Genomic DNA, 25,244 nt, shown 5'->3' on the forward strand with positions numbered 1-25,244 from the left:
GTAAACGGATTTGTAGCATCTGTATTTAAGAGAAGATGTTAAAAAATGAGGGGCCTACTATGATGAAGCGATATGGCATATTTGTGAGCTCGACATATAAGGATCTGAAAAAGGAGCGTGATGTTGTCCGTAAAGCCCTATTAGATATGGGACATTTTCCAATGGGAATGGAGGCGTTTCCTGCAATTGATCAGGAGCAGTTCGAATATATTAAGAAAACAATTGATATAGCGGATTATTATGTCTTGATACTTGGGGGACATGTAGGAACAATTGACCCTCAAACAAAAAAGAGTTATACGCAAATGGAGTACGAGTATGCGTGTGAAAAGAAAATACCAATTATTGTCTTTGTGAAACTTGGAAAAGATGGAGAACCGGTGGTGCTTGAAGAGACGGTAACTAAACAGAGGCAATATAAAAAGTTTTTGAAGCTTGCGCAGACGGGAAGGATAAGAAAAGGATTTAAAAAGAAGGAGGAATTATCAGGGCTCATTATACAGTCGTTAGCTGAGGAAATATGCGTGCATCCACGAAGTGGATGGAAAAGAGATTATAAAATTCCAAGTGTATCAGATAAAAGGCTCCTTATGAGAGGGAGGCTTCTGTTCAACCTAGTAATAGGTAAAAGTATTTATCGCTTCAATGGAAGAAACAAAGAAATAGAAATCCCTGAATTTGGTATATCTTACAAAATCACATATGGCAAGGGAACGCAGGGGACATTCAGACTTATTATAGATACCGGTAAATGTGCTAAGGATTTTTATCAAGAAGTGCCCAAGGATTTTTTTGACGAAGATGAGCTATTGGCTAAAGGTTATAAGATGCAAATTTCTTTAGCTACGCTGGGCAATATGGATGATGTGTTGCTATTCTTTTCGGTAGGGGACTTGATGTGCACTCTGGTGACAAGAATATATAGGATAACTGATGTTGGAATCATATTTCTTAAAGAAATATACGGACAGAGTTTTATGTATTTGGATTACGGAATAGATGTTCCATACGGAAGTCAAGGTTTATATGAATCTTATGCGTATTACGAGGGAGATATTGTCCATGTAGATGATGCAACAACTGTTTCGTTTGGGTAAAACTACATTTCTATGTCCATTTAATTGCGAACTCTATAAAGCGGATTTTGTATGCATATTTGAGAAAGGACAAGTGATGGATAATAAAGTCGAAAAAATAATTAAATCAGCAAATGAATTTTATGAAGCCTTAAAAAAGGATCCTAATAGCAGAGATAGATCATGGGAACACTGTTACAAAAGCTTTCATGATGCAAGGTACGAAGAAAATCCTGACTACGATTATCTGAGCTTGCTGCTGGCATTCTATCTTGCCAGTTGGGGCATGTACCGGGCATCTTCTTTCTTGATTCAAAAAGATTATAAGGTGCATACTCCTGTGGTTGAAGAAATATTGAAAGAGAAATATAACTGCTTATTTGGAATTGATTGTGACAAGCTGAATCAGTCGGATATTAAAACTACTTTGTCAGATATAGATACAATTATGAGAGATTACTATAGAAGTGTACGTAAAAAAGTGAGAGAAACGGAGGCTAAGTATAAGGTGTCCGATATTCTGATTACAAAGATTCTGCTGGGAACTTTGGGATGTGTGCCGGCATATGATCAGTGCTTTGTTGCTGGACTTAGGGAGCTTGGAATATCATCTAATGTAAATTATGGTGAAGAATCACTGTCAAAGTTAGTGGAGTTCTATGAAAGTGACAAAAAAAGATTTGAGAAAACAAGAAAGAAATTTAAGGCATACGATCTAGAATATCCACAGATGAAACTTTTAGATATGGGAATTTGGCAGATTGGTGCCAGTAAGCAAGATGAAAAGCGTAAGAAACAACAGCAATAGGAGTATTAGCATGATAAAGGTTATATCAAAATTGAAAGAATAGCAATAAGTTTAAATGCCCCCACTAGATATTCACTCCCAAATATGCTAGATTATATCCGTTAGTTATAAGCACTGTTTGGCAGGGGAAAGCCAAACAGTGCTTTGTGATGTTTAAAAACACATAGGAGAGATAAACAATTATGAAGGGAATAATCCTTGCCGGAGGTTCCGGAACAAGACTTTATCCGTTAACAAGAGCAATTTCAAAGCAGATTATGCCGGTTTATGACAAACCGATGATTTACTATCCCTTATCAACACTTATGCTTGCAGGTATAAGAGAAGTACTTATTATTTCAACTCCAAGAGACCTTCCTATTTTTGAAGACCTCTTCGGAACAGGCGAGCAGCTTGGAATGTCATTCACGTATGCTATTCAGGAGCAGCCAAGAGGACTTGCCGATGCATTTATTATCGGTGAGAAATTCATTGGAAGCGACTCTGTAGCACTTGTCCTTGGAGATAACATCTTCTATGGTCAGAGCTTTAGTAAGCTTCTTAAGGAAGTTGCATCAAGAGAAAAGGGCGCAACAATATTCGGATATTATGTTCGTGATCCCAGAGAATACGGCGTTGTAGAATTTGATGAAAACGGCAAGGCTCTTTCAATAGAAGAAAAGCCAGAGCACCCAAAGAGCAACTATGCTGTACCCGGACTTTATTTCTATGACAATGATGTAATAGAGATTGCAAAAAACGTTAAACCCTCAGCCAGAGGCGAAATAGAAATCACAAGCGTCAATAACGAGTACCTCAGAAGAGGAACACTTCGTGTAGAAACTATGGGACGAGGCTTTGCATGGCTTGATACAGGAAATCACGATTCACTGCTTGATGCAGCTGACTTTGTATGCGCTTTCCAGAAGAGACAGGGACTTTATGTTTCATGTATCGAAGAGATTGCTTACAAGAGAGGTTTCATAGATAAGGAGCAGCTTCTTAAACTTGCAGAACCCCTTATGAAAACTGATTATGGTAAATATTTACAAGAGGTTGCAAACGGACTCTGATGAGACAACCGGGATAATTCAATAAAAACTAATGTGGAAAACAAGGTTATCTTGAGCCACTATGCAATATGTAATAACATATCGTATCTTACCATATAAAAAGCAGAAAGAAGGAAAAGAATGAGAACATATCTAGTTACGGGCGGGGCCGGATTCATTGGCTCCAACTACATTCACTACATGTTTAAGAAATACGACAATGACATCCGTATCATTAACGTGGATGCCCTTACTTATGCAGGTAATCTCGAAAACCTGAAAGACATCGAAGGAAGAGACAACTACACCTTTGTTAAGGCCAATATCTGTGACAGAGATGCAATAAATAAGATCTTCGAGGAGAATGACATCGACCGCGTTGTTCATTTTGCAGCTGAGAGTCATGTTGACAGATCAATCGTTAATCCCGAGATCTTCGTTGAGACCAATGTACTTGGTACAGCTACAATGCTTAACGCAGCTAAGAAGGCATGGGAGCTTCATGATGGAAGCTTTAAGGAAGGCAAGAAATTCCTTCATGTAAGTACTGATGAAGTATACGGTTCACTTCCTGAGGATCCTGATGCATATTTCTATGAGACAACACCTTATGATCCTCACAGCCCTTACTCAGCAAGTAAGGCAAGCTCAGATATGCATGTTAAGGCTTATATGGACACATATAAGTTCCCTGCAAATATTACAAACTGCTCTAACAACTACGGACCTTACCAGTTCCCTGAGAAGCTTATACCTCTTATGATCCACAATGCACTTGAGGGCAAGCAGCTTCCTGTTTACGGTGATGGTAAGAATGTTCGTGACTGGCTCTATGTTGAAGATCATGCCAAGGCAATCGATATGGTTCAGGAGCAGGGCAGACTTTTTGAGACCTATAACATCGGCGGACACAATGAGAAGCAGAACATTGAGATCGTTCAGACAATCATCGACGTACTCAGAGAGTCCCTTGATGATTCAGATCCCAGAAAAGAGAAGCTTACCTACGACCTCATCACTTATGTTGAGGACAGAAAGGGTCACGATCGTCGTTATGCAATCGCGCCTGACAAGATCAAGGCTGAGATCGGCTGGGAGCCTGAGACCATGTTCAAGGAAGGTATCAGAAAGACCATTAAGTGGTTCTTTGCACATGAGGACTGGATGGAGCATGTAACAAGCGGCGACTATCAGAAGTACTACGATGGTATGTACGGTGGAAAAATTAAATAATTAATGTTATATTACATAATGCATGGGGAGCTCTGTGTGGCGTATGGCCAGACAGAGCTTCATAATGTAAAAGAGCATCAATCAAAATAACAAGTAGAGTTATACCCACTATTTCAAGGAGCGTTAATATGAAAGGAATTATTCTCGCCGGAGGCTCCGGCACCAGACTATATCCACTTACAAGAGCAATATCAAAGCAGATAATGCCTGTTTATGACAAGCCAATGATATATTACCCGCTGTCAACTCTTATGTTGGCAGGTATAAGGGAGGTTCTTATTATCTCTACACCCAGAGATCTGCCTATATTCGAGGATCTTTTCGGAACAGGTGAGCAGCTTGGAATGAGCTTTTCATATGCTATTCAGGAGGAGCCCAGAGGTCTTGCTGATGCATTCATCATCGGTGAGAGCTTCATCGGTAGTGACAGTGTTGCTCTGGTTCTTGGAGACAATATTTTCTATGGTCAGAGCTTCAGTAAGCTCCTTAGAGAGGTTGCTTCAAGAGAAAAGGGAGCTACAATCTTTGGTTACTATGTTCGTGATCCCAGAGAATACGGCGTTGTTGAGTTTGATGAGAATGGTAAGGCACTTTCCATCGAGGAGAAGCCCGAGCATCCCAGGAGCAACTACGCAGTTCCCGGACTTTATTTCTATGACAATGATGTAATTGATATAGCTAAGAATGTTAAACCTTCCGCAAGAGGCGAAATCGAGATCACAAGCGTTAACAACGAGTATCTTCGCCGCGGAACACTTAGAGTAGAGACCATGGGACGAGGCTTTGCATGGCTTGATACAGGTAACCACGATTCCCTGCTCGATGCGGCAGATTTTGTTTGCGCATTCCAGAAGAGGCAGGGACTCTATGTATCCTGTATCGAAGAGATTGCATACAAGAGAGGATTTATTACTAAGGAACAACTCATTAAGCTTGCTGAACCACTTATGAAAACCGATTACGGAAAATATCTTATTGAAGTATCAAAAGGATTATAATATAGCAGGCTAATAACCATAGCATTTACGAAAGGACTATTAACAATGGGAAAAATTACAGTTGAAACATGTGAAATAGAAGGACTTAAAGTTATCACACCACAGGTTTTTGGTGACAGTAGAGGCTATTTCATGGAAACATACTCTAAGCGTGATTTTGTTGAGGCTGGAATAGATATGGAATTTGTACAAGACAATCAGTCTGCATCAAAAAGAGGCGTTCTTAGAGGATTGCATTTTCAGAAGAACTTTCCTCAGGACAAATTGGTAAGAGTAATAAATGGAGAAGTGTTTGATGTCGCTGTAGACTTACGAGAAAATTCTAAGACCTATGGAAAGTGGTTTGGAGTGACGCTTTCAGCTGAGAACAAGAAACAGTTCTTTATTCCTAAAGGATTTGCACATGGATTTCTGGTCCTTTCTGACTATGCTGAATTTGCATATAAATGCACAGATTTCTATCATCCTGATGATGAGGGAGGCCTCCTTTGGAATGACCCGGAAATAGGGGTTGAATGGCCCTATCAGGATGGAGTGGAACTCATAATGTCTGACAAAGATAAGAAATGGGGAACACTTAATAGTTTGAAATAAATGTCTGAATCTATAAGACATCACGAAAGAAGTTATATGGGAAACGTTTTAATAGTTTATACTGCCCAAATACCGACTGTTGATTTGATATGTGGATTAATGAAGAATTACTCGCTAAGAAGCGGACGCAATATAATCTCGAAGCCGGTATTTGAGGTAAAAACTGAAGATATTAGAAATGCAGATTCTGTACTTGCAATCAGGCCATTTGAAGTTGGGATTTATCGTGTAATATGTGCCGCGAAAGATGCTGGAAAAAAAGTAATAGTTTATTTGGATGATGATTTATTGAATGTTCCGAATGAATATGCCAGCAGATTAAGACAAGTATTGGCTAATACTACCTATTCCAGAAATAGTGAATACCTGAAAAAAAGCTTAGCGCTATGCGATGTATTGTGGGGATCTAACACTATACTCCTTAATAAATATGAAAAGTACATTATTAATGGTAGAACAGCATTAACAGATGTAACAGTTAATGCTACGCAGTTTAAGCCAATCGCGGACAATGATGGCAGAATAGTAATATTATTTGCTGGAAGCGGAGATCACGCACAGTATCTAAACGATAGAGTTATTCCGGCAATAAATAATGTCCAGAAAAAAAGTGGAAATATAAGATTTGTATGCGTGGGAGTTGATCCTTCATTATTAAAGGACTGTTTGGCAGAAACACAATATTATCCCTGGTTAAGCAACTATGAAGCATATAACAATTTGATGCAGAGTATGCATTATGATATAGCAGTTGCTCCGCTGAAGGATGGTGACTTCTATAGATGCAAGTACTTTAATAAATTCATAGAATATACCAAGCTTGGAGTGGTTGGAATATATCATAATGATTACCCATATAAACTTATAATTGAAGATGGTATAAATGGAGTTTTGGCGGACGATTCAGTAGAATCATGGACTTCAAAGATTGAATATCTGATAGACAATGCTGAAGCAAGAAAACATATGGTAAAAAATGCTCAGAAATTGTGCGTTGACAGATTTTCTGATGAAAACTTGGCGAAGGAGATTAGCAAAAATATTCCGGAGTTTTTATACGATAATGATAATAATGGCAAGGTGAAATATAAACCTACTATATTTATGAATTGCCTTAGAAAAAATGTTACTGAATTTGTTGAGCAATATGAGTATAGAAGAACTAAGAAAAAGATGGAAGATAAAAAGGTACGAATTCTATTAGTAACTGCTGGATATACGACTACCAACGTATTATTGGAAAATATGCTACAGTTGGTTGCGCAAAAGACGGAGGCAATACTAAAAAGTAAAGACAGCTCAATAGTCACAGCAGGGGATATACGAGATTCAGACATCATTTTTTTTACGCGTGGTGCAGAGTATTTTATGTCAAAAATAGCCGAATCAGCTAATTTGGCAGGAAGAAGAACGGTCTTATATTTAGATGATGATTTATACGGTATTTATCAAGGAACCGTTGAAGGCGATGCACTTCTAAAATGCCTAAATAATTGTGATATACTATGGTCTTCAAATGATTATATATGTAAAAAGTATTTGCAGTATAACAAAGACATCAAAGTTGTCACTGAAAAAGTATTTGAACCAATAGTAAAACTTGACGATGTAGTAAAGGTTGACAGAGGGTATAAAATATTATTTGCGGGTTCACCATCTCATAAAGATAACCTACAAAAAATAATAATACCAGCATTAAATAAACTACATAGAATGAATATTGATTTTACAGCGGTTTTTGCAGGATTTAGGGATGGACAGCTGGAGTCTTGTGAATTCAATACTGAGTATATTCCGTGGACTACTGATGCAGACGAATATAGAAGATTTGTCAAAAAAAAAGGCTGCCACATAGGAATAGCAATAATTACAGATAATGAGTTTGGTAACTGCAAATATTATAATAAATATTTGGAATATTCTCGAATGGGTATAGCAGGAATATATTCTGATGTCTATCCATATAGAATGGTTGTAAAGAATGATGTAAATGGTATACTTGTTAAGAATGATGTGGATTCATGGGCTGAAGCGATAGAAAAACTAATGACTAATGAAGCTTTGAGACTTAGCATGGTTGAGAATTCACAAAAGAATCTTAGAGAAGATTTCAAAATCGAAGATGCAGTAGACAGGCTATGTGACAAAATACCTGAAATAAGGTACTATAAATCTGTTGATCACAAGGTTAATTATCATTCATTTAGAGTGATGAATTATATTAGATTTGTTTGGCGTAAGTTGCTGTATTAAGGAGGTAAAAATGGCTATACAGTTATTTAAAGCAAAATATGAAGTAGATGAGTGTCTTGAAGAAATAAGAGAGTGCTTGGAAGTTGGTTGGACTGGTCTTGGATTTAAGACTGTTCAGTTTGAGGATGCATGGAAGGAATATACAGGTCTTCCTTTTGCACATTATCTTAATTCTTCTACAATTGGTTTATATCTGGCTGTTGAGATATTAAAGGAAGAGAACGGATGGCAGGACGGTGATGAGGTAATTACTACACCCCTTACATTTGTTTCAACCAACCATGCAATTCTTAAATCAAATCTCAAGGCTGTTTTTGCTGATATCGATGATACAATGTGCCTTGATCCTAAATCTGTAAGAGAGAGAATCTCAGATAAGACTAAAGCTATCATGTATGTTGGACTTGGTGGAAATACAGGTAACTATAAAGAAATCGTTAAAATTTGTAAGGAGAATAACCTTAAGCTTATCCTTGATGCTGCTCATATGGCAGGTACAAGAGTTGACGGTGAGATTCCTGGATCAGAAGCAGATGTAGTTATCTATTCATTCCAAGCTGTTAAGAACCTTCCCACTGGTGATAGTGGAATGATTTGCTTCAAGAACGGTAACTATGATGAGATTGTTAGAAAGAAGGCATGGCTTGGTATCAACAAGGATACATATGCTAGAACAACTAACATGGGTAACTACAAGTGGAAGTATGATGTAGAGTATGTAGGCGACAAGGCTCACGGTAACTCAATCATGGCTTCTATTGGTAAGGTACAGCTTAAGTATCTTGACAGAGATAATGCATACAGACGTCAGCTTGTTAGATGGTACATGGAGAGACTTTCAAAGTATTCTGATAAGATCAAGTTTGTAAGAATTGAAGATGGCTGTGAATCTTCATGCCATTTATTCCAGATTCTTGTTGAGAACAGGGATGAGCTTATGCTTTTCCTAAATGCAAATGAGATTTTCCCTGGTGTTCACTATGCTGATAATACTAACTACAGAATGTATTCATATGCTAAAGGAACATGTCCTTATGCAGAGTATGTAAGTGATCATACTTTGACACTTCCCATGAATCTTTATCTTACATATGATGATGTACAGTATATTTGTGATAAAGTAATTGAATTCGTGGAAAAAAACTAAGGTGATTTATGAATCATAATTACAATATGCAGTCAGAAGGCGTAAAACTAACGCCTATGACTGCACAAGATAGCGAAAAATATAGAATTCTAAGGAATCGGAAAGATAACATTTCATTTTTCTTTTCTGGAAAAGAGATAACAAGCGATCAGCAGGCTGCGTGGTATAAGAAATATCTAGATGATGATACCCAATATATGTTTAGCATATATGAGAAAAACTCAGACAATTATATTGGGGGAATTGGCATATATGATATAGATACCGATAAAAGAACTGCTGAAGTCGGAAGAATAATAGTGGATAGAGAAATAGCCGGGGGCAAACATTATGGCGCTGCGGCTATTTCGTTGTTGATAGAATTGGCAAGGAATGAATTAAAACTGAATTCATTATATGCCAATATCTATTCTACTAATAAGACAAGTTTGAAGTCGTTTCTTAGGGCGGGCTTTGTTGAAGACTCAGTAAATGATTCTGTTACAAAAGTAGTTATATGTTTAGGTGAATGATGAAGTATTTGAATAATTATTTTAAAGGTTTATATAAAGACAGATATGTTTTGGTAAGCTTGGTTAAGCAAGATTTGCAGATGAAATATAATCGCTCGGTTTTAGGAGTAGCGTGGCAGCTTATCACACCATTGGGATTATCTATCATAATTGGTTCTATATATGCTATTATCTATGGCATGGAGCCAAGTGGCCTAATCCCGGTCCTTTTTTCTGGTTTGAATCCATGGCTGTTTATTAGTGGAAGTGCAGATGGAGGAACAAGTGCATATATTAATGCAGAAGGATATTTGAAACAGACACAGGTAAGTCCGCAGATATTTCCAATAAGAGTAGTGTTAGTTGCATTTGTTAATCTGATCTATAGCATGATTGCATTCTTTTTAGTTTATCTGGTTCTTAGTCCATCTAGTTTTGGACTTCAGATGCTGTGGTTTTTTCCTGGAATGATTGTTATTTTGCTTGCAGGAATGACAATTGCAAATCTATCAAGTGCGATTACTATACATTTTAGAGATTTTCAGCCGTTACAGAGTCTGTTATTACAGGGACTGTTTTACATTACTCCCATTATCTATACTACCGCTATGATGGATGAGAGAGGATATTCCATAGTTTATAGAATTAATCCCTTCTATTATTTCATTAACGTAGTTAGGACTCCAGCTTTGGGAACTGCTGTAAATGCGCAGTTTTTGCAGGAGTTTGGATGTGTTTTTGTTGTTACTCTGATAGCATTCCTGATTAGTGCGGTTCTTACTATGAAGAATAATCACGGAATTGCGATGAAATTATAAACAGGTGTATATATGAGTAGTATTGAATTAAAAAATATCGGGCTAGAATTTAATGTTTGGCATCAGAGAAGTATAAAGGATATTTTGGTGCCGGGCAGTAACAAATTCAGTTCCTTTGAGAATGGTAAAGTAAAAGCCCTGGATAACATCACACTATCACTTAAGGATGGTGACAGGCTGGCTATAGTTGGACATAACGGAGCGGGAAAGAGTACGCTCCTTAAATTGATATCAGGAATATATCCTCCAAAAGAAGGCACAATGTCGGTTGAAGGTAATATTTCAAGTATGTTTGAGCTTGCTACCGGTTTCGAGATGGAGCAAACCGGCTGGAATAATATGAGACTCAGAGGTTTGATGCTAGGGCTCACTCCGAAAGAAATAGATGCAAAGATGCAGGAGATAGCAGATTTTTCTGAGTTGGGTAACTACCTTAATATGCCAGTTAAGTACTATTCTTCTGGTATGTTTGTTCGTTTGGCATTTTCTATATCCACCTCAATTGAACCAGATATTCTTCTGCTAGATGAGATTATCGCTGCCGGCGATGCAGGTTTTATTCAAAAAGCCAATGAGAGATTGCAGGGAATGGTAAGTAATTCTAAGATAATGGTTCTTGTTACCCATAGTATGGAATCAGCTGTAGAAATGTGTAATAGGTGCATCTGGATGGAAGGCGGAAAGATTATGCTGTCAGGTGATCCAGAATATGTAACAGAAGAGTATCTAAAGGCATCTGTTGGCTAAGATAATTAACTGTAAGGAACTTAACAATTATATCAAAAAGGACAAAAGATGAAAGTCAGAGACATACTTAGAATTTGTAAGCCGGTATGGAATAATAATAATTCTACAAATGAAGAGAAGGCACCTCTTTATTCAGTTTTGCTACCTACATTTAGGAGAGCTCAAAGTGGTCTGTTTGCAAAGTGTGTCGAATCAGTACTAAATCAGACATTTAAGGACTTTGAACTTATAATCATAGATGATGCATCTACTGATGGTACGGAAGATATAATTAAAAAGTTTATGAAAAAAGATTCGCGCGTTAAAACGATCAGGCATACCTATAATGTAGGATTGCCTGCAATTAGCGAATATGAAGGTTTTATGAAGGCTAGAGGAAAATACATAGCCTTCATTTTTGATGATTGCACATGGGATAAAAAGTATCTTAAAAACCTTACAGAATATATTCAGGAAACGGATGCAAAAGTGATCGTCAGTCCAGTTCAATTTTTTAAAAATGGCAAAAAGAATGACGAGATGGGCACACCTTCACAGTTTGAGCTTTTTGATCTAGCACAAGCTAATTTTATACCTAACAGTGGTGTTGTGGTTGACAGATGCGTATTAGAAGATAAAAGAGTAGGACTCTATGATCCACATATAATTCAGATCAGGGTATGTGACTGGATGCTGTGGAAACGTGTGGAGAAGTATTATCTTATACATTCAACTAATATCAATGGTGGCACGGAATTAGGATGCAAATTGCGTGATTCTCTGGGAAACAACTATGATTTTAATGAATTTTCAACTTTAGAGAGAGAAGTTGAATCCAGAGAAATGGACTTATCTCCATCTGGCTATGAGGATATAGATATAATTGAATATAGCCAGAATGCTTCAAAAATGTATGTCGAATCTATTACAGAAGCGCTAAAAAAATTCACTCAAAAGGAGTGGTTTTCGAAGATAGCAAACGAAATAAGTGACAATTGCCAATATACTGATTTTCGTCATAGGAGAAGGATTGGCGTAATTGGTCAGATGGGTGCTACTATGGGCCTATGCATACAAAGATTTACTGAAAGAAATAGTGACTTTGTATTTAAATATGTAGGTCTGGTTTATGACGAAATAGAGCTGTTGGATATGGATGCAGCTTTAATAGTAAGAGTCGAGGAATATAAGCAGAATAATATTGAATTATGCAAGAAGTACAATATACCCTTCTTCTATTTTGCAGATGATAATTTTGTTTCATTGTATTTGGAGGGTATATTTAGAGGCTCTGTTGAAAAAGAAGCATACAATTGGCAGAATGGACACTTGAAGGAATATGATAAAGTTTTGCTATCCACTGATCCTCTTAGAAATTATATTGTAGAACATGGATTCGTAGATGAGGATAAAGCAGTAACATTTCCATGTGTAGTTGATACTGAAGGCTTTTCTTTGAACCATTTTGAAGGCGATGAGATAACACTGGCATTTCTTGGTGGACTCGGAAGAGTAGAATTCTTTAAGACAGAAATATTACCTCATATCAAGGAATTTGCAAATGATAAAAAAGTGAGACTTGTTTGTGCATTCAAAGATAAGTATAACGGTGAAGATTTTGGAAATATTGAGATGATATTTCTAGAAGCATCCAATAGTGTTCAGCATATTTTGGAGAATGCAAAACGGTATAATATTTCAGTGTTACTGCATTTCGGTAAGGATGAAGGTAACAATGAGTTTAAAACCACTAATGCTATGTGGAATGCATTATATCTTGGGGCAACATTGGTTGCAAATAATGTAAGACCATTTAATGTTGATGAATTGAAGAACTGTCTTACAATAATTGACAAATATGACACGATTTCTGATGTACTGACAGATTTAATTAGTGATAAGGATAGACAAAAAAGTTTATTTAGTAATGCTCTGGAATTTACACGTGAGCATAACAACTACAGTATTGCTGAAAAAGTCTTTTCTGAAGTGATGAGAGATATTAAACCAACTTCAAATTATGCCTTGCTAAAGAGATACTCTGTTTTTTCAGCAGAAAAGCAGGAACTAGCCAATTCTAGTACCAGGTCATTTATGGATGAGGCTATTAATTTTCCTGGTAAGATTCGTAAAAAAAGGAAATATAAAATTACCAGTAGAAAATACAGACCACAAAGGATTGGACTGTGCTTTGCAAAGTGCTATGAGGAATACGCTTCTGGAGAAGTTACAGTAACGGTTAAGGATATGAAGGGCAACAAGTTATGTAATGAGACAAAACCTTTTGCCTTACTTAAATGGAATGATTGGACATATTTTAAGATGGAAGGTGCAGAAAATATGATGAACAAGATGCTTAATGTAGAGATATCCTGTCGATACGACGAAGGAAGTGTTGGAATTGGAGTTTTTGAAGTATCACTTGGTGAAACCAATCGTTTTTGGCAAATCTATATATCGCGTATTAAAAGGATGGGCATAAATGTATTGTTAGCTGATTGTTGATGCACTATTTAAGGAGGGAGACTATGAAAATATATCTTAGACCAATAACAGAAGAAGATGGGGTTTTGATTGTTAAGTGGAGGAACAGTCCAAATGTTTCTATGCACTGTTTTAACAGAAGACCTGTGACTTTAGAATCTAACAAAGCTTTTTTTCACGAACAGGTTGAAACAGGACGTTATAAACAATACATTGTTGAGAGAATAGAGGAATTTACAGGTGTTGTGGTATATCCTATAGCAACTGTATATTTGAAGGATATAGATAGAATTAATAGGAGATGTGAGTTATGCATATTCACCAGCGATGATGAAGAATGGAATACCGAAAGCCAGTCATTAGCTATTAAAAAGCTTTTATTCATTGCGTTTGAGGAATTGGGAATGCATAAAGTATATTCTTATGTCTTTACCCGATACGAGGATGAAAGGCAGTTACTGGAAAGTGCAAAATTTAAAGTAGAGAATACTCTAAAGGAAGAAGCTTTAGGTATTGATGGTACTTATGATGATGCATATAGAATGGTAATATATGAAGCTGATTATAAGCAGGAAGAGTTTAAACTATAATTACTGCTAGGCATTAAGGGAGGGGACATATTATGAAAAGAGAAAAAGAATTAACAGAATTTTTTTTGGTATTTATAATAATATGCCTGCCGATTATTTTGTTTTGGAAATATCTAAATGGTTCAACTAACTTTGTGCTGGGTGATATTGCTAGCGATAATATTTTTCAGACTTATCCTCAAATGGTCCATATAGCAAGCAGAATAGCTTCTGGCGAATATGACTTTGGATATTCTTTTATGAATGGATTGGGAAGCGCAGAAGGACCAATAGTATTAGGATTAGCGAATTGGTTTTGCCTTTTTGGAGTTGACAAAGTCGCATATTTATCAGGAGTTAGCATTGTAATTAAGATAATTGCATCTGGAGTTCTAATGTATCTTTGGACAAAGGAAATTGGAATTACCGGAATAAAGGCAATGATTTTAGTATTGGGATACGAATTCAATGCAATGCTCATTACAAGGGCAGCATGGATATCATATCCCAATGTTGCAATTTTGGTGGCTCTAAATCTATACCTTGCTGAGAGATTACTTAATAATATTTGTATATTTAATTTTCTATTTCTATACAGTTCGTTATTTATTTCATACAGTGAATTGGGAACATTCTATTCGATTGAATATGGAGCAATGTTGCTCATATATTTGGTTATTAGATTGATATATATAAAACACCTGAATATTAGAAGAGTATTGTGTGTTATTGGTGGATTTCTATGTGCTGCGGGTATATTTGTATTAAGCAAATTGGGTTCAGTCTTTTCGTCCGAAAGATTCAGTGGAAATCTCAATAATTGGTTGAGTCTGTTACCAAAGTGGTACGAAGGGATAGAAATATCCTATTTGGAGGAGGCATTTGAGAGAACTGTTGGTCAGAGTATAGGTGGCATTTTTATAGATTATATAGGTTCAAATAATCTATTAGGAGGGCCTGCTCTGTATTGTGGTATTCTTTTGTTTTTGCTGGTTCCTGTGGCATTTTATAATTTGGACAGAGTGCAGAAATGCTTTTTTGGATTTCTTTATGCTTTCTCAATATTGTATTTATGTGTTCCGGTAGTGAATATCGCATTTAATGGTTTTGCATTTAATGAAATGGGATATAAACTTACTTCATATTGGATTTCATTAGCTAATTTATTTTGTGTAACTATATTTTTATACAACATAGAGAGGGGAAGAATAAAAAGCAAAAGCATTTGGGTCTTTAATGGAACAATAATTATATACACGGTTATAATGCTACTTATTCTTTGGGATGAAAAAGTTGCACGTATAAGTGACTTTTGGATCAGCATGAGTCTAATAATGCTATATGCTATTATAATAAACATATATGGCAAAACCAGAAATGAGAAGGCTGCCTATTTGATGTTATTGTTATTATGTGTCGAGACCATAACTGTTTCATGGAATGTAGTTAATGATAGAGAGACATTCTCTGACGATCAGCTAGAGGCCTTTTTTGATAATGGAACTAAGTCTATTACAGAAAAAGATAAGTCATGGTACAGAATAGAAAGTTATTATCCAATAAATATATGCTTTTGTGGAGCACTTGTGGGGGAATACAATGGACTTGAGGATTATATTGGCGGACTAGGATTATCAAGTGGTGTTTTGGATTTCTATAGATCATTTGGCCTGCCTGAATCATATGGCGTATATCAGATGGGAACATCTGCTAATATTTATGCTAATGCATTATTGGGAGTAAAGTATTCAGCTTTAGAAGATCGACCTAAAATAGAATATGGTTTGGAAAAAAATAAGGAAATTGGAGATGGTATATATACTAATTCTCTTTCTCTTCCATTAGCCTATGTATATAATGAACAGATTGATGCAGACGATTTTGAGCATATGACAATACAAGAACGCAATAGAGCTGTTTTGCAGGGTGTTTTATTGGACGAAAAAAGGGAAGATATTTCCTGCATTGGTGAAAATGATCTGTCCAATTTGAAAGTGCTTGATAGTAGAAATATTGATTTAAATGAGAGTGGTGGAGTAATTACTCTCCCCGCTTCTCCTAACACCGTTTATGTACTACAGGCAGAGGTGTATAATATTGACGATTTACCGGATACAACAACCATATATTACACTAATGAAATGAACGAGGAAAAACCCATTTATTACGAGGTTATGTCTCCTGTTGAGATATGTCCGGATTCAGATATACAACTGCGTTATGATTACTGGGTACTTGAGCATATTAAGTATTTGAATGTACGAAAATATAATGCGGAAGAGTATTATCATACTATAACTGAATCAATCAATAAGCTTCAGGATAATGGTATGAAGTTTGCCAGCTATGATAGACATAAAATTGTTGGTAGTATTTCGTCTGAATATGATGGTGTAATGGCTACATCTATACCCTGGGATACAACATGGAAAGTAAGTATCGATGGGGAAAATGTGGATACATTTAAGGTTAATAAAGGCTTTTTAGGGACGATGATTACCAAAGGTGAACACACCTTGGTATTTGAGTATCCTGAAATTTCCTGGTTTAAGTCTGTAAAAAAGGATATATATAAGCGACTATATTTTATTGTATTGGCGGTTCTTGCAGTAATTATCGGGTTAAACGAATCAATAAATGCTAATAAATGGAGATTTGTTGGAAGGAAGGTAGTTTGATGAGAGTATCAATAGTAGTACCGGTTTATAATGAGGAAGGCAATATCGCCAATCTTCATAAAGAAATAAAGGACGTATGTGAGACAAATGGCTACACATACGAGATTATCTTTGTAAATGATGGGTCGTCAGATGGCACTGATAAAGTGTGTCGTACATTGAAACCACTTAAACTTATAAGTATGCGCAAGAACTTTGGTCAGACAGCTGCCATGGATGCAGGAATCAAAGCTGCGCAGTATGACTATATCGTGACCATGGATGGTGATGGTCAGAATGATCCAGCGGATATTCCTCAGATGATAGAGTATATGCAAAAAGAAGATGTGGATGTTGTGTCCGGCTGGAGGAAAAACCGCAAGGATACCTTCATGAAACGCTTTGTTTCAAGAGGAGCTAACTTTTTAAGATACCTTCTTGTGCATGATGGGATTCATGACAGTGGTTGTTCCTTAAAGGTATATAAGAAAGAATGCTTCAAAGGCATAAGTCTTTACGGTGAACAGCACAGATTCATTCCTGCAATCCTCAAAATCAAGGGATTCAAGATAGGTGAAGTAGTGGTAAACCACAGACCCAGAACTTCCGGTTATACTAAATATAATTGGAAGAGAACAATCAAGGGATTTGTAGATATGATCTCTGTATGGTTCTGGAACAAGTATGCAACAAGACCGTTACATCTTCTTGGCGGAATGGGTATGCTATTTGAATTGCTGGGATTTGGCTGTGGCATATGGTCAATTGTACTGTTTGCAATGGGGAGGAAAATGTCTCAGAATATTTTTCCGCCGCTGTTGACCATCTTTTTTGTAATAATTGGCTTAATAATGGTAATATTCGGACTCATGAGCGAGATACTAATGAAGACATACTTTGGTGTTCATGTAGATGTGCCATATAATGTAAAGGCAATTGAGGACTTTGATGATAAAGATTGATACCCTTAGGATAGAGATAGACTAATGAAAATCCTTGTATTAAATTATGAATTTCCTCCGATTGGAGGGGGTGGAGCATCTGTATCCTACGATATCAGTAAGAGGTTGGTTTGCAGAGGGCATTCAGTGGAAGTAGTCACCATGGGATTCAAAGATCTCCTGGAGGATGAGATTGTAGAAGGCATGCATATTCACAGAGTAAAGTGCCTTCGAAAAGAAAAGTTTGTGTGCCACCCGTGGGAGCAGCTGACTTATATCATATCTACAATAAAGTATTTGAATACTAGTCTTAAGACTAATCACTATGATATTGCGCATGTTCATTTTATAATACCAACCGGTGTTGTAGCTAGATACCTCAAGAGGAAGTATGGATTACCATATGTTCTTACGGCCCACGGCAGTGATGTGCCCGGACATAATAATAAGAGATTCGGTGCTCTGTACGCATTATTGAAGAAACCATGGAGAGCAATAGTCAAGGATGCGAGCGCAACAGTAGCCCTCTCGGACTATCTTAAAAATCTGATATGCAAGAACATGAATCATGAATGCGACGATAGGATACAGGTTATCTCAAATGGAATAGATACCAAGCTCTATTGTCCAACGTCAAAAGATAAAAGTATTCTACTTATGGGACGCATCCAGGAAACGAAGGGAATGCAGGATATTCTTAGTGCTTTGACACCGGATATTCTCAGAGACTGGAAAGTTAGAATTGTCGGGGATGGTCCTTATCGCAAGGAACTGGAGAGAATTGTTTTAGAGAATGGGCTCAAGGGAAATGTGATATTCCATGGATGGTTAAAATCAAAGAGCAAGGAACAACTGAAAATACTGTCTACTTCAGCGATTTTTATGTCCGGAAGTTATTTTGAAAACAGTCCGGTGACACTTCTTGAAGCTTATTGCAGTGGGTGTAAGGTTGTGGTTTCAGATATAAAAGCGCATAGGGAGCTTATGGGTGATAAAGCATCCTATTTCCCTGTATCAGATAAGGAAGCAATCAGGAAAGCAATATCAGAGACTATGGATTCATACAATGAAGAGGTTACATTAGACTCTGATGAAGTTAAGTCTTATGACTGGGAAACAAAAATAGACCAATATGAAGGATTACTCCAAAAAGAAAGTAGTATTAATAAGTAACACATTGACAAAAGGCGGGGCAGAAAGGGTAGTATCTAATCTGTCCCTATATTTATCGGAGGAATATGACTGCGATATACTTTTAAATGATGATACTGTTATAGACTATCCTTATAAGGGGCAGATACTTACATTGGGACTGCCAGCAGTAAAGGATAAGAGAAATCTCTTCTATCAGGCATATGCTTTTGCTCGCAGAATACAAAAACTAAGACAGCTTAAGAAAACCGGTGAATATGCCGCGACACTCAGCTTTTCGGACAGCGCGAATGTAGCTAATATATTAAGTGGAAACAGATACTCAATGACCATCCTATCTGTACACACAAATATAACGAAGCAGGGACGGGATGTCAGATATAAATATATAGTTGCTCCTCTGATAAGGTTTTTATATAACAAAGCAGATAAAATAATTGCAGTATCCAAAGGAGTTGCTGCAGATCTTACAGATAATTACGGAATAGATAAACAGAAGATAAAAGTTATTTATAATGGCTGTGATAGAGATCAGATCAGAAGAAAGGTAGCTGAGCCACTCACCGAAAAAGAGGAAAAGTGGCTTGAGGGAGATAATATAATAGTTGCAATGGGGCGCCTTGATCCGTCAAAAGGACATTGGCATCTCATTAGAAGTCTTTCTCTATTAAAAAGTAGAGGAATAAACTTTAAACTCCTTATCTTAGGCGAGGGAGATCTAAGAGGCTATCTTGAGAAGCTTATAAAAGAACTGGAGCTTACAGATAATGTGATTCTAGGTGGCTTTTGCGATAATCCGTTCAAAATATTGGCAAAAGCAGATGTGTATGTGATGCCTTCGATGTACGAAGGCTTCCCCAATAGCATAATAGAGGCTATGTGTTGTGGATTACCATGTATAGCATCGGACTTTGAATCTGGAGCACGAGAGATTTTGGCACCTAATACTGATAATGGTTATAAGAACAAAGCAGACATAGAACACGCTGATTATGGACTAATTGTCCCCGTATGTTGTGGGACATATTTTAATGCCAAAGCAGAAATAACTAAAGAAGAAAACATATTGGCGGAGGCAATAGAGACTATGCTATGTGATGATGAACTAAAGCAAAAATATGCAGAAAAGAGCAGGAAAAGAGCTGCAGATATAACCATTGAGCATATGGCACAGGAATGGTTAGAGTGTGTTGAATGATGACTAATGTTAATAGTATCCAAAACAATTTAAATATAAAAAGTGGAGAGCCTTTAATTAGTTTTGTTGTTCCGTGCTTTAATTGCGTGAAAACAGTAGAAAGAGCAGCTAGAAGTATACTAAATCAGACTTTTAGTAATATACAACTCATTCTTGTTGATGATGGATCTGTGGATGGAACATCAGAAATCTGTGACAGGATTGCTGAAAATGATATAAGAGTTAAAGTGCTTCATCAGGATAATACAGGGGTAACAAGGGCATGGAAGAATGGAGTCTTAGCAGCAGATGGGAGTTATATAGCTTCTTGTGATGCTGATGACTATTATGAAAAAGATTATGTTGATAAAGTAAGAATTCATATTGAAGAAGTTTCTGCTGATATATTCTTATTTGGTGCTCAGATTGAAAAGGATAACCAAAAAACTAGCATTATTCGTAATAGATTATCATCAGGTCTATATAATAGGGATGAAATACTAAGTAGAATTTATCCAGGTCTGTTCTCCAATGGTGATATGCAATCAGAATTGGTATTGAAGTCAAGATGGAGCAAATGTTTTTGGCGGGAGACACTTATAAAATATATTGATGATATACCTGATAATGTTTTGATGGGTGAAGATTGGATTACTGTATTTGTAGCTATACTAAATTCTCAAATTGTGATATGTGATAATGAATTATGCTCATACCATTATTATAGGAACAATCAGTCTGTGACCGGGGGGTATATTGATGGAGTATTTAACAGATTAGAGGTTCTCTATGATGCAATTGATAAGCTTGCTGAGAAATATGGATATGAGTACAGAAAGCAGATTTTAGCAGATAGATTGTCTATGTACTTCTTGTTCATGAAGAAAGAGTTACAGCTTAATCCTAATGGCTTCAAGGATGCCAAAAGAAAGATATTAGAAGCTATGGCATTGAAAGGGTATGAGAAATGCATTGAAAGCTGTTCCGTATCAGAATATTGTTTTCCATCTAAGTTATTTGCCCATTTGATGATTAAAAAAAGATTCTTTGTAGCATATTGGATGATACGGTTAACTACGAATTACTAATAGCAATTTGAAAACATTTAAAGAGGAAGATTTAAAAAATGACAGATAATAAACATATCGTTCGAATATGGGGAGGATTGGGAAACCAATTATTCCAATATGCTTTGTATATGTCATTTAAGGATAAGGGATATGATACTTATGCGGATATCTCAGCATTCACAAAGTATAGTAAAGGAAGAAATTATCAATTACCTTTCCTGGGAATTGATGTGGATGAGGCAAATGTCTGGGATATAATCAAGTTATATTGTCATCCAAGAGATCCTGTGGCAAAAGCCATAATAAAGCGTATAGGAAAGAAAACATACTATAGACAGAGAGAAAACTTTTATGACCCTAAAGTGTTTGATACTGACAAGGGGTATTTTGATGGTTATTGGCAGAGTTATAAATACTTCGAAAATGTAGCAGAAGAAATTAGGGAGAAGATATCATTTGGAAATATTTCAGATGAAATTGTAGATAGAATAAAAAAAGATAACAACTCAGTCTCGATTCATGTTAGGTTAGGTGATTACTTACTTCGTCCCGATTTATATGGTGGAATATGTACTGAAGAGTATTATAAAGAGGCAATTAAGCATATTAAGGACAGAATTCAAAAGCGGACAGATGAAAAAACGCATTTCTATGTGTTTTCAAATGATATAGATCAGGCAAAAATAATTCTTGGGGATGATGACGATATTACATATACAAATGGGTATCCTGAAGATGAAGGATATAAAGATTTATATTTAATGAGTTTGTGTCAGCATCATATAATTGCAAATAGCTCATTTAGTTGGTGGGGCGCTTTTTTGGGTAATTATGATGATTCAATAACTGTGGCACCAAAGCGATGGGTGAACGGAATTCGTGGAGAAGACATTATACCAAGCGATTGGATAAGAATATGATAACTAATTATTTAATGAATTCTGCAAAGAGCAGTGTAAATGGAACGAAACAAAGTATTACTAGTGGAAAAATATGGGAAAAGGCATATGCTTTAAATAATTATGAAATTGAATATTCTGATATTGAAAGTGAACAAAAGACTTGCGCAATTTATTTTTCCAGTAGTGGTATTTATTATCCGAATACAGAAGAACAGTTGGAAGCAAAGGTAATCAGGGATAATGTTTACGAATGGAAAAATCATAGAATAAATAGAGCTTCAAAGCATATATTTGTGCGAGATGTGGCCAAAAGTTTTTATGTTGTAGGGATAAGTAAAAAAATGCCTACAATGGATGCTGTTGTTGATTTTTTAAAGAAAGAAACTGAGGGATACGAAGTTATTACTTTAGGAAGTTCCGGAGGAGCCTATATGGCAACGCTAGTAGGAACACTCTTGAAAGCTAGTTGTGTTTTTACATTTTCATGCTTTTGGTCATTAAATAAAATTGATTACAATGTTTGGCCTTTAGTCGAAAAGTACAGCCATGACGAAGATTATAGCAAATATTATGAGTTATTATCAGTTGTAAAAAAATGTGAGGGGAATACAAAATATATATATATTTATCCCGCTAAGAATAGAGATGCAGTAAACAATGATCATATACAAAGTGGATTAGTTAAGGACAGCGGTGTAAAAAATATAATCAGCATTGGAATCAAAACTAAGACACATGGGGTATGTGTAAATAGTTATTTATTAAATAAACTAATAAATCTTGAACCGGAAAAGTTTGAATCATTTTTAGAGAGCAAAACAGCATTTTCTGATTTTGAAATAGCTAATATATTGTTAAATCGTTGTGATAGAGTAAAAATGATAGTTTATTTGATGAATAAGAAAGGTATAAAACGATTTTTGAGAAAATGAATGAGCGAGTAAGATTACGAGCAAGGGCAATATATCATAGTGGAAAACTGTTTGTAGCAGGCCTTTTGGGAAATGAAAAGAAGATTGGAGAGTATATTCCGATTCATGGCAATCCAGATGAGTTGCATATGGAGCATCGAGGGGATAAACATTTTGGAGAAGTTATTTATGAAATAAAAGAGGCAGGGCGTGGATATGGCTTTTTTGCAGAGTTTAAGACATTGATTGAAAATCTGGCTTTTGCAGATGATTATGGTTTTATTCCGTGTGTGAGATATGGGCAAGATTATTTATATTTTGAACCCTCCAGGCTAAATGAAAATCCTTTTGAATATTATTTTGAACCCATTGGGAAAGAAGTGGCTGTTGATAAAGCTAAGAATGTAATTGTATCTAAACCTGAGTATGGACAATGGATTGAATTTCTCGAAGGAGTTGATGGATATCATCTTACGGAAAAAATGATTGGCAGATTTACTGAGATAATTAAGAAGTATATAAGGATGAAATCTGATATTCAGAATGATTTTGATTGTAACTTTGAAATTCTGAAAGAGAAAAGTAAAATTGCTAATAAAAAAATATTGGGGGTTCATTATAGAGGAACAGATTTTAATGCTGGTTATGACAAACATCCTAAGAATCAAAAGCTTGATGAAATAATAAAAATTGTCAAAGAGACATTGGATACAACAGATATGCAGGGTGTGTTTCTTGCAACTGATGATGAAAGGGCGCTTTTAGCATTTCAAAAGGAAATAGGTGATAAGCTTTCGTATTGTGAAGATATAATGCGTTCAGACGGAAACGTGTCAATTGCTTTTTCAGAAGATAATCGGTCTGAGCACAAGTATAGACTTGGACTAGAGGTTTTACGGGATGCCTATTTTTTGAGCAAGTGTGACGGATTGATTTGTGGCGTATCTCAAGTTGCTACGGCATCACAATTATTAAAGTATAGTAGAGATGAAAAATTTGAGTTCCTTTATATTTTTGATCTGGGTATGAATAATAATTTGAAGAAATTTAATTCAAAAAATAAGAGAAGATGATTAAGTTAATTAAGAAATGGATAAGAAAAAAAGGAATAATGGCTATTCGAAAGAATGTTAATAGAGATAATTATGATAAAAATTGTCTTATTAGCTATATAAAAGCGCCATTTGGAGGGAAGCAGAATTGGTATCATCAGAATGGAATGCAAGTAGTTGAGATTGCTAGAATTATTGGTGCTCTGGGCTATAATGTAGATGTTATAGATTTTAATGAAGAAAACGCACATTTCGATAAAATGTATGATGCGTTGTTTGAAATACAAATAAAAGAACATCCTATTTATGAGAATTGGATTAAAAGTGATGCTAAAAGAATTGTATATATGACCGGCAGTAATCCTACATTTTCAAATAAAGCCGAAATGGAGAGACTGGGTAATTTAAAAGAAAGACGTGGCGTAATGCTTTCTCCTCGCAGACAAGTTCCGAGATATCCTAAAGAGTTAGAGAATTTTGATGAACTGATTATTATTGGCAATGAGTTTAATTTGGCGACATATAAGGATGAGTTTAAATTACCTAAATGTTTTTCTGTGCATAATACTGGTTATGAGTTTGAGTATTCATTTGATATAAAACGCAAGAAGTCAAATTGCTTTTTATATTTTGGGAGTGCCGGTTGTGTACATAAGGGATTGGATTTGCTTCTGGAAATATTTTCTGAAAAAGACTTTTGTGCGGAATTGTTTGTATGTGGCAATTTCGAAAAGGAGAGGGACTTTTTTGAAGAATATAAAAGAGAATTGACATGTTGTGAAAATATACATCCTATTGGATTTATTAATATTTCATCTAAAGAATTTGACGGGATTTCGAGCAAATGCTGTTTTACAATTCTTCCTTCTTGTTCTGAAGCTAGGGCAGGAGCGATAGCTGCATGTATGTCTAAGGGGCTAATTCCTGTTTGCAGTAGAGAATGTGGATATGATGAAGATGAAGCGATATTGTTGGATAATTGTAAATTGGAGACTATAAAGGAGAAAGTAATAGAATTATCAAACTGGGACATGCATCATATCATGGAAGAAAGTAGAAAAACATATGAATTGGTACAGACAAAAATAAATATGAGAACATTTTCTAAAGAGATGGAAGCAGCTTTAAAAAATGTGCTTTAATCTGAAACCATA

22 protein-coding genes are annotated in these 25,244 nt (G+C 35.9%); all 22 read left to right on the forward strand.

The window, feature by feature from the left end:
- The first annotated feature begins 59 nt into the window (after positions 1-59).
- The 22 genes from G603_RS21325 (at position 60) to G603_RS0105135 (ending at position 25,232) form a co-directional block, all read left to right on the forward strand.
- Positions 60-1,097: a DUF4062 domain-containing protein gene (locus G603_RS21325; protein WP_051207482.1), complete on the forward strand. Its 1,038-nt coding sequence runs from the start codon at positions 60-62 to the stop codon at positions 1,095-1,097.
- Positions 1,069-1,884 carry a hypothetical protein gene (locus G603_RS19290; RefSeq protein WP_242834838.1) on the forward strand — a complete coding sequence of 272 codons (816 nt, stop codon included), beginning with the start codon at positions 1,069-1,071 and terminating at the stop codon, positions 1,882-1,884. The genes G603_RS21325 and G603_RS19290 overlap by 29 nt, the downstream gene beginning before the upstream one ends.
- A gap of 182 nt (positions 1,885-2,066) precedes the next feature.
- Positions 2,067-2,936, forward strand: coding sequence for a glucose-1-phosphate thymidylyltransferase RfbA (gene rfbA, locus G603_RS0105040; protein ID WP_026669507.1), 870 nt, complete (start codon positions 2,067-2,069; stop codon positions 2,934-2,936).
- A 120-nt stretch (positions 2,937-3,056) separates the two neighbouring features.
- The gene (rfbB, locus tag G603_RS0105045; RefSeq protein WP_026669508.1) at positions 3,057-4,148 is read left to right on the forward strand and encodes a dTDP-glucose 4,6-dehydratase; all 1,092 of its coding nucleotides are present in this window, start codon (positions 3,057-3,059) and stop codon (positions 4,146-4,148) included.
- A 128-nt stretch (positions 4,149-4,276) separates the two neighbouring features.
- Complete coding sequence (gene rfbA, locus G603_RS0105050) at positions 4,277-5,146, forward strand: glucose-1-phosphate thymidylyltransferase RfbA (protein WP_026669509.1); 870 nt, start codon at positions 4,277-4,279, stop codon at positions 5,144-5,146.
- Between the two features lie 45 nt (positions 5,147-5,191).
- Positions 5,192-5,740, forward strand: a complete 549-nt coding sequence (gene rfbC, locus G603_RS0105055; protein WP_026669510.1) for a dTDP-4-dehydrorhamnose 3,5-epimerase — start codon at positions 5,192-5,194, stop codon at positions 5,738-5,740.
- Positions 5,741-5,776: 36 nt separating this feature from the next.
- The gene (locus tag G603_RS0105060; protein ID WP_026669511.1) at positions 5,777-7,993 is read left to right on the forward strand and encodes a glycosyltransferase; all 2,217 of its coding nucleotides are present in this window, start codon (positions 5,777-5,779) and stop codon (positions 7,991-7,993) included.
- Between the two features lie 10 nt (positions 7,994-8,003).
- Positions 8,004-9,140 carry a DegT/DnrJ/EryC1/StrS family aminotransferase gene (locus G603_RS0105065; RefSeq protein WP_026669512.1) on the forward strand — a complete coding sequence of 379 codons (1,137 nt, stop codon included), beginning with the start codon at positions 8,004-8,006 and terminating at the stop codon, positions 9,138-9,140.
- 8 nt (positions 9,141-9,148) lie between these two features.
- Positions 9,149-9,652, forward strand: coding sequence for a GNAT family N-acetyltransferase (locus tag G603_RS0105070; protein ID WP_026669513.1), 504 nt, complete (start codon positions 9,149-9,151; stop codon positions 9,650-9,652).
- An 8-nt stretch (positions 9,653-9,660) separates the two neighbouring features.
- Entirely contained in the window at positions 9,661-10,449 is a 789-nt protein-coding gene (locus G603_RS0105075) for an ABC transporter permease (RefSeq protein WP_242834839.1), read from the forward strand.
- 12 nt (positions 10,450-10,461) lie between these two features.
- Positions 10,462-11,196: an ABC transporter ATP-binding protein gene (locus G603_RS0105080; protein ID WP_026669515.1), complete on the forward strand. Its 735-nt coding sequence runs from the start codon at positions 10,462-10,464 to the stop codon at positions 11,194-11,196.
- A 48-nt stretch (positions 11,197-11,244) separates the two neighbouring features.
- The gene (locus G603_RS0105085) at positions 11,245-13,680 is read left to right on the forward strand and encodes a glycosyltransferase (RefSeq protein WP_026669516.1); all 2,436 of its coding nucleotides are present in this window, start codon (positions 11,245-11,247) and stop codon (positions 13,678-13,680) included.
- A 23-nt stretch (positions 13,681-13,703) separates the two neighbouring features.
- Positions 13,704-14,249, forward strand: a complete 546-nt coding sequence (locus tag G603_RS19295; RefSeq protein WP_051207484.1) for a GNAT family N-acetyltransferase — start codon at positions 13,704-13,706, stop codon at positions 14,247-14,249.
- A gap of 32 nt (positions 14,250-14,281) precedes the next feature.
- Positions 14,282-16,906 carry a YfhO family protein gene (locus G603_RS0105095; protein ID WP_026669517.1) on the forward strand — a complete coding sequence of 875 codons (2,625 nt, stop codon included), beginning with the start codon at positions 14,282-14,284 and terminating at the stop codon, positions 16,904-16,906.
- Entirely contained in the window at positions 16,906-17,847 is a 942-nt protein-coding gene (locus tag G603_RS0105100; RefSeq protein ID WP_035792072.1) for a glycosyltransferase family 2 protein, read from the forward strand. Before G603_RS0105095 ends, G603_RS0105100 begins: the two co-directional genes overlap by 1 nt.
- A 24-nt stretch (positions 17,848-17,871) precedes the next feature.
- Complete coding sequence (locus G603_RS0105105) at positions 17,872-18,999, forward strand: glycosyltransferase family 4 protein (protein ID WP_026669519.1); 1,128 nt, start codon at positions 17,872-17,874, stop codon at positions 18,997-18,999.
- A complete protein-coding gene (locus G603_RS0105110) occupies positions 18,959-20,176 on the forward strand; it encodes a glycosyltransferase (RefSeq protein WP_026669520.1) in 1,218 nt (405 codons plus the stop codon). The genes G603_RS0105105 and G603_RS0105110 overlap by 41 nt, the downstream gene beginning before the upstream one ends.
- Positions 20,173-21,243: a glycosyltransferase family 2 protein gene (locus G603_RS0105115; protein WP_026669521.1), complete on the forward strand. Its 1,071-nt coding sequence runs from the start codon at positions 20,173-20,175 to the stop codon at positions 21,241-21,243. The genes G603_RS0105110 and G603_RS0105115 overlap by 4 nt, the downstream gene beginning before the upstream one ends.
- Before the next feature lie 38 nt (positions 21,244-21,281).
- A complete protein-coding gene (locus tag G603_RS0105120) occupies positions 21,282-22,145 on the forward strand; it encodes an alpha-1,2-fucosyltransferase (protein ID WP_051207486.1) in 864 nt (287 codons plus the stop codon).
- Positions 22,142-23,059, forward strand: coding sequence for a hypothetical protein (locus G603_RS0105125; RefSeq protein WP_026669523.1), 918 nt, complete (start codon positions 22,142-22,144; stop codon positions 23,057-23,059). The genes G603_RS0105120 and G603_RS0105125 overlap by 4 nt, the downstream gene beginning before the upstream one ends.
- 65 nt (positions 23,060-23,124) lie before the next feature.
- The gene (locus G603_RS21330) at positions 23,125-24,111 is read left to right on the forward strand and encodes an O-fucosyltransferase family protein (protein ID WP_155832619.1); all 987 of its coding nucleotides are present in this window, start codon (positions 23,125-23,127) and stop codon (positions 24,109-24,111) included.
- Positions 24,108-25,232, forward strand: a complete 1,125-nt coding sequence (locus tag G603_RS0105135) for a glycosyltransferase (RefSeq protein WP_026669524.1) — start codon at positions 24,108-24,110, stop codon at positions 25,230-25,232. The genes G603_RS21330 and G603_RS0105135 overlap by 4 nt, the downstream gene beginning before the upstream one ends.
- The last annotated feature ends 12 nt before the right edge of the window (positions 25,233-25,244 follow it).

Source organism: Butyrivibrio sp. AE3006, from assembly GCF_000424165.1.
Classification (GTDB): domain Bacteria; phylum Bacillota; class Clostridia; order Lachnospirales; family Lachnospiraceae; genus Butyrivibrio.